General features: G+C 68.6%; 6 protein-coding genes. 3 read left to right on the top strand and 3 right to left on the bottom strand.

Going from position 1 to position 12,779, the window contains the following annotated elements:
• Both AJAP_RS18230 and AJAP_RS18235 read right to left on the bottom strand, forming a co-directional pair.
• Positions 1-759, bottom strand: a complete 759-nt coding sequence (locus tag AJAP_RS18230; protein ID WP_038513242.1) for an SDR family oxidoreductase — start codon at positions 757-759, stop codon at positions 1-3.
• A 30-nt stretch (positions 760-789) separates the two neighbouring features.
• Positions 790-1,686, bottom strand: coding sequence for an RNA polymerase sigma-70 factor (locus tag AJAP_RS18235; RefSeq protein WP_038513244.1), 897 nt, complete (start codon positions 1,684-1,686; stop codon positions 790-792).
• Between the two features lie 154 nt (positions 1,687-1,840).
• Here AJAP_RS18235 and AJAP_RS18240 point away from each other — a divergent pair, with 154 nt between their 5' ends.
• Both AJAP_RS18240 and AJAP_RS18245 read left to right on the top strand, forming a co-directional pair.
• Positions 1,841-4,624 (top strand): M36 family metallopeptidase, encoded by a 2,784-nt coding sequence (locus AJAP_RS18240; protein ID WP_051972504.1) that lies wholly within the window; start codon positions 1,841-1,843, stop codon positions 4,622-4,624.
• A gap of 502 nt (positions 4,625-5,126) precedes the next feature.
• Entirely contained in the window at positions 5,127-6,518 is a 1,392-nt protein-coding gene (locus tag AJAP_RS18245; protein ID WP_038513246.1) for an MFS transporter, read from the top strand.
• Positions 6,519-6,576: 58 nt separating this feature from the next.
• Here the strand turns inward: AJAP_RS18245 and AJAP_RS18250 are convergent, their stop codons facing one another.
• On the bottom strand, positions 6,577-10,869 hold the full coding sequence (locus tag AJAP_RS18250; RefSeq protein WP_038513248.1) for a GH92 family glycosyl hydrolase: 4,293 nt from the start codon (positions 10,867-10,869) through the stop codon (positions 6,577-6,579).
• Between the two features lie 226 nt (positions 10,870-11,095).
• Between AJAP_RS18250 and AJAP_RS18255 the strand changes: the two genes are divergently transcribed.
• On the top strand, positions 11,096-12,739 hold the full coding sequence (locus tag AJAP_RS18255; protein ID WP_038523346.1) for a tannase/feruloyl esterase family alpha/beta hydrolase: 1,644 nt from the start codon (positions 11,096-11,098) through the stop codon (positions 12,737-12,739).
• Positions 12,740-12,779 lie beyond the last annotated feature (40 nt).

Consider the following 12,779-nt stretch of genomic DNA (forward strand, 5'->3'; position numbering starts at 1 on the left):
CTAAACGCGGGTAGAGAGGAACTCCTCGAAGGTGCCCACACCGGTCGCGTTCTCCGGGGTCAGGTTGCCGCCCGCCCGGAACGCCCTGGCCGCCTTACCCGGCACCCACAGCGAGACGATCGGCTTCCGGCGCCCCACCGAGCGCTGATACGCCTCCGCAAGGTCACGCGCGCTCCGCACCTCCGGGCCGCCCATGTCCGCCACCCGCCCCGACGGCTCACCGGACGCCAGCGCGACCAGCCGGTCCGCGACATCGCCGGTGCTGACCGGCTGGAACCGGAAGCCCGACGGCATGATCGTCACCGGCAGCCGCCGCTGCGCCGACGAGGCCCGCGCGACGAGTTCGTGGAACTGCGTCGCGCGCAGCACCGTCCACGGCAGACCGGACTCCTCGATCACCTTCTCCGAGGCCAGCTTCTCGTTGTAGTAGAAGAACCGGATCACGTCGATGCCGACGATCGAGATGTACACCACGTGCGGATCGCCAGCCCGCTTCGCCGCCTCGACCAGGTTCCTCGTCACCTGCTCGTCCCTGCGGCCCAGCGTGGACGCGCAATGGATGATCGCCGACACACCGTCGACCGCCTCGGCGAGACCGTCACCGGTCTTCAGATCGCACCGCGCCCACTCGTGCCGCACGTCCGCGGGCCGCGGGCGCCTGCTCATGACGCGGACCCGCCGATCTTCGGCCGCCAGCCGCCGCACCACCTCGCGGCCGAGATCGCCGGTACCGCCGGTCACCAGAATCGGGTTCGCCACCTTGGTCCTCCTTCTCGAGAGCTTTCACCCTCAAGAACCAGCGAGCCATCCGGAACGTGACAGCTGCCCCGACAGGAAGGCGAGCTTGTCCGGATTGCCGACCGCGCGCAGCCCGCGGATCCGGCCGTCCACCACCTCGAACCCGAGGACTCCGAACAGGGCGTCACCGGCCGTCGCGACCACCGCCGGGCCACCGTTGACCTCGAGGATCTCGATCGACACCTCGCCGGCGCCGGCGAACATCCCGGCGTACAGCCGCGCGACCTTGGCCGCGCCGCGCACCGGACGCCGCGCCGCGGTGACCTTGCCGCCACCGTCCGACCACGCCGTCACGTCGGCGGTGAGCAGACTCTCCAAAGCGGGCAAATCGCCGTCCCGCGCCGCGGACAGGAAGCTCTCGACCAGCTTCTCGTGATGGCGCGGGTTCGAAACCCGTCGCTCATCCGAGCGGTCCAACGCCTTTCGCGCACGGCTGTGCAGCTGACGCGAGTTGACCTCGGAGACGTCGAGGATCCCGGCGATCTCCCGATGGCTGTAGGCGAAGGCCTCCTTCAGCACGAAAACCGCGCGCTCCACCGGGCTGAGCTGCTCCAGCAGCACCAGCATCGCCAGCGACACCGAATCCCGCTGCTCCGCCGTCTCCAACGGACCGAGCACGTCGGTCGAGGTCAGAACCGGCTCGGGCAACCACGGCCCGACGTACCGCTCGCGCTGCGCCCTGGCCGACGTCAGCCGGTTAAGGCAGAGATTGGTGACCACCTTCGCCAGCCACGCCCGTGGCGAGCCGATCGACTCGCGCTCGGCGCCCGCCCATTTCGGATACGCGTCCTGAACGGCGTCTTCCGCCTCGGCGGCCGAACCGAGCAGGCGATACGCGAGCCCGAACATGGCGGGCCTCAGCCGCTCGAATTCCGTCGCGCTGTCCATCGTCCCCTACGAATCCCTCTTGAATCCACTGTGGACACCATCCTGCCAGGGGTACCGCTCACCGGGATTGCCGTACCTGATCGGCGCTGACGTCCACTGTGACTGTATCGGTACGAATGGAACGTCTGCGTCACCACCGAGAGAGGGGTCTGGAGTGACGTCACGTTCGTCGCGTTCGCGTGCCTCGCTGTGCGCCGCGACCGCCATCACCGTATTAGCGCTGGTCACGGCGCCCCAAGCCGGTGCGGCACCGGCACCGGGCGCCGTGCACACCACACCGGACAGATCAGGGAAGGACGTCGATGTCCGTGACACGGCGAGAACCAGTCCGCGCGTCCTGGCCGCGCGGGACCGGCTCGCGGCGTCGCGGGCGAACTCCGTCGCGACCGCGCGGGCGGAACTGGGCAACCAAGCCCTGCTCGACTTCGACGAGCTGACCGGCACACCCCGGATCCTGGCCCGCACCGACGGTTTCCTCACCGGACCGAGCGGCAGGTCACCCCGCGACATCGTGCTGAACTACCTGCGGGACAAGGAAGGCCTCGTCGGTCTCAGCGCCGCCGACACCGCGAAACTGAACCTGCGCAAGGACTACGTCGACGTCGAAGGCACGCACCATCTGTCCTTCACCCAGTCCGTCGGCGCCGTTCCGGTGTTCGGCAACGGTTTGAAGGCACACGTCACCAAGGACGGCAGGCTGATCCAGCTGGACGGCGCGCCCGTGCGCGACCTTCCCGCGTCACTCGGCGCGGCGACGCTGGCCGCGCCCGGCCCCGACTCGAAGCAGGTCGCGTTCCTGACCGGCGACGGCATTCGTCCCGCCTGGTACACGCTGACCAAACCCGCCGTGGACCAGATGTTCCAGGAAGTGACCGACGCCGGCACCGGGAAACTGCTCTACCGCAAGAACCTGGTCAACCACGCCAACGACGCCGACGGAGCCAAGGGCCTCGCTTGGGAGGCTCAGCCCGGGCCGCAGAAGCAGGTCAACCTGAGCCAGAAGGGCTGGCTGCCCGCCGACGCCAAGACACTGGACGGCAACGTCGCGCACGTCGCCGCCGACGTCAACGGCGACCAGAAGTTCCAGCCGCAGGAAGAAATCGGCCGGAACACCGACGGCACCTTCCGGTACAAGTTCAGCGACTTCAACGCGGCCGTCGGTCCGCCGTGTTCGACGGCGAGGCCCTGCTCCTGGGATCCGAAGACACCGGGTTCGTGGGCGAAGAACCGCGAGCAGAACGCCGTGCAGGCGCTGGCCTACGTCGGGAGCTTCCACGACCACCTCGCGTCGTTCCCGATCGGCTTCACCCGCGAGGCGGGCAACTTCGAGAAGGTCGACGGCGACGCCGTCCAGGTCCACACCCTGCTCGGCGCGCAGACGCCGGGCTATTACAACAACGCGTTCATGGGCACCCCGCCGGACGGCCACGCGCCGACGATGGGGATGTTCCTGTTCCGCGACCCGAGGGACCCGACCGACCCGTTCCTCGCGGCGAACTCCGCGGACGACGCCACGATCATCCACCACGAGTACACCCACGGCCTGTCCAACCGGCTCGTCGTCGACGCACAGGGCAACTCCACCCTGAGCTCCCTGCAGTCCGGCTCCATGGGCGAGGCCTGGAGCGACTGGTACGCCTTCGACTACCTCGTCGGGCGCAACGCGATCAAGGACACCTCGGCACCGGGTGAACTCCTCGGCGGCGACTACGTCAGCAACGGCGTCCCCCTCGCCCGCACCCAGCCGCTGGACTGCCCGGTCGGCGCCGGTGCGCCGCAATGCCCCGGCACGCCCGGAGCCGGTCCCGGCGGTTACACCTACGGCGACCTCGGCCGGATCATCGGTTTCCCGGAGGTCCACGCCGACGGCGAGATCTGGGCGAGCACGCTGTGGGACGTCCGCTCGGCTCTCGGGGTGCAGCTGACGCGGGCGCTGGTCACCCGCGCGATGGAGCTTTCGCCCGCGGCGCCGTCGTTCCTGGACATGCGGAACGCGATCCTGCAGGCCGACACGGTGATCAACGGCGGCCGCGCGCACGCCAAACTGTGGAAGACGTTCGCCGCCCGCGGCATGGGTTACTTCGCCGCGTCGATCACCGGCGCCGACACCGCGCCCGCGGAGGACTTCTCCACCCCGCCGCCGGCAGGCACCCCGACCGGAACCGTGACCGGCAAGGTCACCAACCGCGACAGCGGCACCCCGATCGCGGGCGTCGCGGTCCGGTTCAGCGGGCACGACTCCGGTTTCGCCGGTTCGCTGGCCGCCGTCACCGACGCCGCGGGCGGCTACACCATCCCCGGCGTGCTCCCCGGCACCTATCCGAAGGTCTACGCCTCCGGAGGCGGCGCGGACAGCGAGACCCGCGCGGTCTCGGTGCGGTCGGGAACCACCAAGGTCGACTGGGCGCTGCGGTTCAACTGGGCGTCCGGCGACGCGGGCGCCGGCGTCACCGCGTTCAACGGTGAAGACTTCACCCCGTACGGCTGCGGTCCCGGTGATCTCGTCGCCTCGTCGGCGCTCGGCGGTGGCGGCTGGTCGACCGACAAGGTCGTCGGACCCGACGGCAAGATCGAGACGCGCTTCGTCACGATCAAGCTGGGCAAACCGGTCAACGTGAGCGCCATCGAGATCGATCCGACCAATGTCTGCGGCGACGACCCGCCCGCCGCGGCCAAGGACGTCACGGTCGAGACCTCGGTGGACGGCACGGCCTGGGTGAAGGCGGGCACCGGCGACTTCAAACCCGCCGACCTGAACAAGCTCACCGCGCTCCAGCTCGCTCCGGGCAGCGCGACCGGGGTGCGGTTCGTGCGGCTGACCGTTTCGTCCAACCAGCTGTCGTTCTATCCGGACAGGCCCTGCTCGCCGCAGCCGACGACGGCCGGGTGCCTGTACATGGACGTGCAGAAACTGGCGGTGCGGGGCGCCGCGGCCTGACTCGCCCACCGGTCTCGTGAGTGGCGAGGACGGTTCTAACCCGAATCGCCACTCACGACCGCCGCGCCGCCGCCCTTGCTCACCCGAAGGTGCCCTTACACGCCGCTGCTGAAGCTGGTGGTGTTGTCGAGCCGTGGGTGGCGATCGAGAAGTCCGTGAAGGCCTCCTTGCCCTAACCGTCCTCACCACTCACAAGGACCTGGCACCGCACTCACGTGATCGAAGCCGGAATTCGCGTGATCAGAGACGGAACACCCGAGTGCGGCCCCCAATCACGCGAGTCACGTCCCTGATCACCCGAGTCACGCCGTTGCTCACGCGCGGCCGCTGGTGTTGCGGATGGCGGACTTTGACCAGTAGGTGCGTTGGCCCTAACCGTCCTTGACACTCACGAGTGCAGTAGGCTGGAGCCATCGGGGTAGAAACGTGCTCACCTCGCTGAGCACGCGCATACGCGGGATCGAACGAACCGTCACTCCTTCATTCCGAAGGAGTAGACCCTTTGCGTACCCCTGTTCTCGCCGAGAAATGGCCCGCGCTGGCCGGGCTCTCGGCCGTGTTCCTGTTCGAGATGCTCGACAACTCGATCCTCAACGTCGCGCTGCCGACCATCGGCCGCGAACTCGCCGCCTCGACGACGACACTGCAATGGATCACCGGCGCGTATTCCGTCGTGTTCGGTGGCCTCATGCTCGCGTTCGGCGCGCTGTCCGACCGGATCGGCAGGCGCAAGATCATGCTCACCGGTCTCGTCCTGCTCGGCGTGGCGAGCCAGGCCACGATGGTCGTCACCGCCGCGTGGCAACTGATCGCCGTCCGCGCGCTCATGGGTGTCGCGGCCGCGATGACGACGCCGGGTTCCCTCGCCCTCGCCTTCCGGCTGTTCGACGAAGACGTCCTGCGCGTCCGCGCGACCACGCTGATCTCGACGGTGGGCCTGATCGGCCTCGCCGTCGGCCCCACCGCCGGCGGGCTCGCGCTCACCGTCGCGCCGTGGCAGGCGCTGCTGCTGGTGAACGTGCCGGTCGCCGCGCTCGCGTTCCTCGGCATCCGGACCGGTATCCCCGCCGACGATCCCGCCGATCTGCACCGCGAACCGATCGACGTCGCGGGCGCCGTCCTGGGAACCGCGACGATCGTCCTCGCCTTGCTCGCTCCCACGTTCTTCGTCGAAGCCGGAACCTCCTCGGCTCTGCCGTGGGGCGCCGCCGCGGCCGCCCTTGTCGCCGGAGCCTGCTTCGTCGTCCGTGAGAAGGCCGCTCGGCATCCTCTGCTCGACCTGGCACTCGTCGCCAGGCCACTCGTGTCCAGCGGCCTGGCGCTGAAGGCCGCGGCCGGATTGGCGACCGCCGGACTGAGCTACCTCGTGACGCTGCACCTCCAGTTCGGTCTCGGCTGGGCGCCGGCCGAAGCGGCGCTGGGGATGCTGCCCCAGGTCGTCGTCCTCATCGCCGGCGGCGCCGTCATCAGCCCGCTGATCACCCGCGTCGGGCTCACCAAGGCCGCCTGGCTCAGCGCCGCCGCCGTCGTGTGCGGGCTCGCGGTCTACACCGTGTTCGGCGGACTCGGCTATGCCTGGATCGCCGTCGCGCTCGCCCTGGTCGCGGCGGGGATGCGGGTGGTCGGCGTCGTCGCGGGTACCAACGTCATGCGAGGCCTGCCCGCGAACCGGACCACCATCGGAGCCGCGCTCGTCGACACCGCCGGCGAGGTCACGACCGGGATCGGCATCGCGTCGAGCGGCACCATCCTTGCGCTGGCCTTCCCCGGAGCGCTGACCGCGGCTCTGCACTCGGCCGACTTCCTGACGGCGACCACTTACGCGGGTCTCGCCCTCACGGTGCTGTCCGCGGCCCTGGTCGGGTTCGGCATCCTGCGTTCCCGAAACGCGTGAAGGCCTCCTTCCCTCGGCTCAGCCGGGGGAAGGAGGCCTTCACGCGCATACCGGAGGACTACAGCTTCGCGCACTGCCCGGCGGCCGGGCCGCGGACGGTGTTCTGCAGGTCGTAGTCCGTCGGAGCGGGGGAGTTGGCCGCGCACGCCAGAGGTCCGCCGATCGTGCTGGAGGTCAGCACCGGCCCCTTGTTGCCCGTCAACGCCACCGGCCCGCCGATCTCGGTCAGCTCGATCGAGACCGTCCCGGTCGTCCCGGTGATCGCCACCGGGCCGCCCACCTTCGTCCGGTCAAGCACGACCTGCGCCGCACCGTTCGCGGTCACCGGCCCGGAGATCGAGCCGCCGCGGACGATCAGGCTCGCACCCGCCGCCACCGAGACCGGACCGGACACCGTCGCACCGTCCACACAGGTCACGCCGGTCTGCACGGTCAACGGACCCTTGCGCTCACCCGTGATCGTCTGGGTGCACGCCGCGTCGGGCTTGCCCAGCACCTCGAACTCCGACAGCGACGCCTCGCCGCCCGTGGTCGCGGTGACCTCGAGCCGGTAGTAGGCGTAATGCGCCGGGTTCGCGATCTTGAACGCCCTGGTCTGCTGCCGCCACGAGAACTTCTGCTCGGTCCGCTGATCCGCGACCGCCCAGTTCTTCCCGTCGTAGGAGCCCTTCAGCACCCAGCTCTTCGCGTCGCCCGCGCCCTTGCCCGAAGTCAGCGTGTAGAACGAACCCGCCTCGTTCGTCGAGGGCACCTGGTACTGGATCGGCGCCTTGACCTTCGCCTCGGTCCGCGACGTGTTGTCGAAGAACGCCGCGTCCCCGCCGGAGACCGGCTTGGTCAGGTCGTGCACCGGCGTCGGCACCGCGTCGCCCTTGGTGATCGACTTCGGCGCGTCGTCCGGGCCCGTGCCCCACGACGACGGGTTCGGACCCATGTCGAAGTCGAGCGTCCCGCCGTTCGCGATCGCCGCATGTGCCAGCGACGTCGACGTCTGCGCCTTGCCGTTCACCTTCAGGCCCTGCACGTAGACGTTCTTCGCGCTGTTCTTCGGCGCGTTGACCACGATCTTCTTGCCGCCGGGAAGGTTCACGGTCGCCTTGGTGAACAGCGGCGAGCCGATCGCGTAGTCCGAGCTGCCGACCTGCAGCGGGTAGAAGCCCAGCATGCCGAACAGCCACCAGGCCGACTGCTCGCCGTTGTCCTCGTCACCGCCGTAGCCCTGGCCGAGCTCGCTGCCGACGTACAACCTGGCCAGCGCCTCGCGGACCTTCGCCTGCGTCTTCGACGGCTGACCCGCGTAGTCGTACATGTAGAGCGTGTGGTGCGCGGCCTGGTTCGAATGCGCGTACATGCCCATCCGCACGTCCCGGGCCTCGGTCATCTCGTGGATGACGCCGGGATAGGTGCCGAATTTCAGCCCCTGCTCGGGTTTGGCGAAGAATTCGTCCAATTTGGACGCCAGCCCCGCCTTGCCGCCGTAGAGGTTCGCCAGGCCCTGTCCGTCCTGCGGAACCGAGAACCGCATGCCGTACGCGTTGGTCTCGGTGTAGTCGATACCCCAGACCTCCGGGTCGAACTGTTCCTTGCTCCGGGTGAACTTGCCCGCCGCGTCGCGGCCCTGGAAGAAGCCGACACTCGGGTCGAACACGTTCACGTACTGCGTGGCCCGCTCGGTGAAGTACCCGTAGTTGTCCAGGTACTCCTGCTTGCGCGGGTCGTTCGCCGGAGCCTCGTCGTAGAGCTTCTTCGACATGTTCGCGATGGCGTTGTCGTTGACGTAGCCCTCGATCGCCCAGGAGAACCCGTGGTCCGCGGTGTTCGGCGCGTACCCGAGGAACGTGCCCTCGTCGATGCCCTTCCGCCCGACCGCGCCGTTCGGCGGGGTCACGGTGGCGTTCTTGATCGCCGAGTCGTACGCCGACTGGACGTCGAACCCCTTGATTCCCTTGAGATAGGCGTCCGCGAACGCGGCATCCGAGCTGGTGCCGGTCATCAGGTCCGCGTAGCCGGGGGAGGACCAGCGCGAGATCCAGCCGCCGTCGCGGTACTGCTGCACGAAACCGTCGACGAGCTTGCCGGTGGTCTCCGGGCTGAGCAGCGAATACGCCGACCACACCGTGCGGTAGGTGTCCCAGAACCCGTTGTTGACGTAAAACTCGCCGTCGACCAGTTTCGCCCCGGTCTGGGTCGGAGTGTCCTGACCGGCCTTCGGTGACACCGGGCTCGCGTACTTCTTCACCGGCTTCTCCACCGTGCCGACGTTCTCGAAGCCCGAGTTCGGGTACAGGAACAGGCGGTAGAGGTTGGAGTACAGCGTGATCAGCTGGTCCTTCGAGGCCCCTTCGACCTCGACGACCTTGAGCTTCTGATCCCACGCGTTCTGCGCGGCGTCGGCGACGGATTCGAGGGTCGCGTTCGGCGCGAGCTCCTGCTCCATGTTCTTCTTCGCCTGGTCCACGCTGATCAGCGAAGTCGCGATCCGCATGTTCACCGTCTTGTCGGCGCCCGCGTCGAACTTGAGGTAGCCGAGGACGTTGTCCCGCTTCTGGTCACCCGAACCGGTGGACAGCTTCGAACCGGCCGTCACCGGCTTGTCGAAGGTGGCGTAGACGAACATCCGGGTCGCACCGGCCGACAGCCCGCTCTTCACGTCGCTGTACCCGGTGATGGACCGGCCGGCCGGGTCGAGGGTGAGCCCGCCGTTGTTGTTGACGTTGTCGAAGATCAGGTTCGAGTCCGCACCGGGGAACTTGAAGCGGTACAGCGCGGCGTGATCGGTCGGCGCGACCTCGGTCTTGATCCCGTTCTCGAAGTCGACGCCGTAGTAGTGCGCCCGCGCTGTCTCGTTGGAGTGCTTGAACGGCAGCTTCCGCGCCTCACGATCGGGATTCGGCACACCACTCGCGGTCGAGGGCAGGAACTGGAAGGTCTGCCGGTCGGCCATCCACGGGCTCGGCGCGTGGCTGGCGGAGAACGCCTGCAGCGCCGGGAGGTTCTGCTCGTTGTTGCGCGAGTGGTAGGAGTACATCCAGCTCAACGTGCCCGCGTCGGTCGTCGGGATCCAGAAGTTGAACCCGTGCGGGACCGCCGTGGCGGGCATGTTGTTGCCGCGGGAGAACGACCCGTTGGACAGCGAACCGCGCGTCGTCAGCACGTTGTCGGACGGGCGCAGGCTCGCCGGCGGTGTCGGCGTCGCCGAGACCTTGATGTCGTCCAGCCAGCCCTGCAGCGAACCGGGCCCGTCGGCGTTGTCGTAGCCGACCAGGATCCGGTCGATCGTCTTGCCCTTCGCGACCACGCCGATCTGCGAGCGCACCAGGTTCCACTGGTTGGTGTAGAGCACCTTGCTCGCGCCCTGGCCCTGCGGGGAAAGCCCGAAACCGTACTGGTCGACGGCGCCGAGCTGGCTCAGATAGGTGCCGTCGGTGAACGCCAGGTCCACCGCGACGTTCGTGCTCGGGTACTTCAGATCGCCGCGGATGAACTCCGGCTGCACCTTGTACGACAGCTCCGAGGTCGCCGCCACCGGGATGTCGACGTCGAAGATCTTGTTGTACGACCAGCCGTGTCCTTGCGCCTTGTGGCTGCCGGAGTAGCGGAACGCGCGCAGGCCGGTGAAGCCGACCCGGTTCTTGCTGGTGTAGCCGCTGCCCGGACCGCTGTCGGTGAAGCTGCGCATGTTCGGCAGCGCCGGCGGGGCCGGGTCCTCGTTCGCCAGGAGCAACTCCGAGAGCTGCATGATCGGGCCGCCGTTGTTCTTGGTGACGTCGAGGCGGAAGAACTTGTACGCCGCACTCGCGGCGGCGAGGCGGTACTCCTTCGTCTGGAACGGCTCGCTGAACTTCTGCCCGGTCTGCTTGTCCAGATCGGTCCAGGTCTTGCCGTCGGTGGAGCCCTGAAGCGTCCAGTCCTGCGGGTTGCGGTTGTCGAAGTCGTTCGCCGAGGACAGCGCGTACCGGGTGATCGACGTCGGCTCGGAGAGCGTGACCTGCGCCCAGCCGGTCGGGGTCCAGGCCAGCCATTTGGTGTCGGTCGAACCGTCGACCAGGTTCGCCACGCCCTCGTTCGGGGTGTTCTCGCTGTTGGCGGAGACCTCGGTGACCTTGCCGCGGATGTCACCGGGGATGGTGGTGGCGTTCGCGCCGTCGACACCGAACGCCTTGGGCTTGCCGGACGGGTCGACGTCGACGGTGTCGCTCCACGTCGGCTCCGGTTCGCCTTGTTCGAAAGAGGAGTAGAAATCCGGTGGGAGCTCTTCGGCCGAGGCGGTGGCCGGGAGGGCCACCAGCCCGGACGCCACCACCGTGGCACTCAGGAGGCCGCAGACCCAAGGTCTGACGCTTCGGGGCATCGTTGCACCAATGCTTTCTCGCGGGGGCATGCTGGGCGCCGACCAGGCAGGGGGACCGGTGGCGCCCAGAGAGAAAAGCCCGGCTGTGACATCGATGTCAAGACACTCGGACAAACCTGGCCCGAACTGGACAACCCGGATGCCCGGAAACCTGGTGGACAACGGACAGAGCCGGGGCCAGGGTGAAGTGACGGCTGAAGTCGATCCCGGAAACTGGGGTGGGGACATGCGGCGGTTGTCCATGCTCGGCGTGGCGGCGCTCATCACGGCAGGCTCGATACTCACGGCTCCGGCGGCCACCGCCGGCGAAACGACGTTCCGCCCGGTGCGCACCTGCGCCGACCTGGTGCGGACCTACGACGTTCCCGGCGCGACCACACACGTCGAGAGCGCGACCGTCGTACCGGCGACGGCGACCGAACCGGAGAACTGCGACGTCCGCGGCTACGTGGAGCCGGCGGTGCGGTTCCAGCTGCGGTTGCCGACCAAGACCTACGCCGGCCGGTATCTGCAGTTCGGCTGCGGCGGGTTCTGCGGGGTGGTCACCACACCGCCGTTCGCCGATTGCGGTCTCCCGCACGGGGGCGACGTCGCCGTGGCGGCCACCGACGACGGGCACGTCGGCAAGACCCCCTCCGTCGTCGACGACGGCAAGTGGGCCGAAAACGACCAGGCCGCCCGTGACGACTTCGCGTTCCGTGCGCCGCATGTGGTCTCGAAGGCGTCCAAACGGCTGATCACGGCGTTCTACGGCGCTCCGCCGAGGAAGTCGTATTTCAGCGGCTGCTCCGACGGCGGCCGTGAGGCGCTCCTGCTCGCGCAGCGCTATCCGCACGACTTCGACGGCATCGTCGCGGGCGCACCGGCCGGATACTGGGGCCCGCTGCTCGGCGTGTATCAGACCTGGCTCGCCAAGGTGAACACCGGCGCCGACGGCAAACCGATCCTGACCGCCGAGAAACTCCCGGCGTTGCACGCCGCCGCACTGTCCTCTTGCGACAAGTCCGACGGGCTCGGCGACGGCGCCATCGACGATCCCCGCACCTGCCGCTTCGACCCGGCCACGATCGCCTGCCCGCCGGGTACCGACAACGCGGGCTGCCTCACCCCGGCGCAGGTGGCCGCCACGAAGAAGATCTACGCGCCGCCGACCGACGAACGCGGCCGCAAACTGTACCCGGGCGGCCAGACCGTCGGCTCCGAACTCTCGTGGTACGGCTGGATCATCCCGTCGCCGGAAACCGGCGGCATCGCCTTCGCGCAGGCACTCGCCGACAACTACCTGAAGTACATGGCCTACCCGATCGGCACACCGCATTCGTCGGTCGAGAAATTCGCCTTCACCTCCCGTGAGTTCGACCGGCTGACCCCGGAAGGCATCCGCTCCAACGCGATGTCGACGGATCTGCGCGAATTCCGCCGTGCTGGCGGGAAACTCGTGATCTGGCACGGCTGGGCGGACCAGGCGATCCCCGCCGCGGGCAGCATCGACTACTACGAGCGGCTCACCCGCGCCAACGGCGGCCCCGCCGCGACGCGGGACTGGGCCCGGCTGTTCATGGTTCCCGCGCTGTACCACTGCGCGACCGGCGACAAGCTGACCGAGTACGACCCGCTGAAGGAACTGGTCTCCTGGGTCGAACGCGGCACCGCACCGGACCGGACGATCGCCACCGGCCGCGACGCCGACGGCAAGGTCTTCCGCACGCGGCCCGTGTTCCCGTATCCGCTGCAGGCCAAGTACGACGGCACGGGAAGCGTCGACGACGCCGCGAACTTCGTGCCGGCTCCGCCTTCACGGCCTTCGCACGATCTCGTGAACTGGGCGGGGAATGGGCTGTACGGCAAGCCGGGGCCGGTCGCTCCCTAGCCGCGCCAAATGTCATGAAAGGGTCGTTCAGGACGAAAAA

This window comes from Amycolatopsis japonica (genome assembly GCF_000732925.1).
GTDB classification, from domain to species: domain Bacteria; phylum Actinomycetota; class Actinomycetes; order Mycobacteriales; family Pseudonocardiaceae; genus Amycolatopsis; species Amycolatopsis japonica.

Bases quoted from the DNA above. Each gene is read 5' to 3' on its own strand.
- AJAP_RS18235 (WP_038513244.1), bottom strand. From the start codon at position 1,686: ATGGACAGCGCGACGGAATTCGAGCGGCTGAGGCCCGCCATGTTCGGG.
- AJAP_RS18250 (WP_038513248.1), bottom strand. From the start codon at position 10,869: ATGCCCCGAAGCGTCAGACCTTGGGTCTGCGGCCTCCTGAGTGCCACG.
- AJAP_RS18255 (WP_038523346.1), top strand. From the start codon at position 11,096: ATGCGGCGGTTGTCCATGCTCGGCGTGGCGGCGCTCATCACGGCAGGC.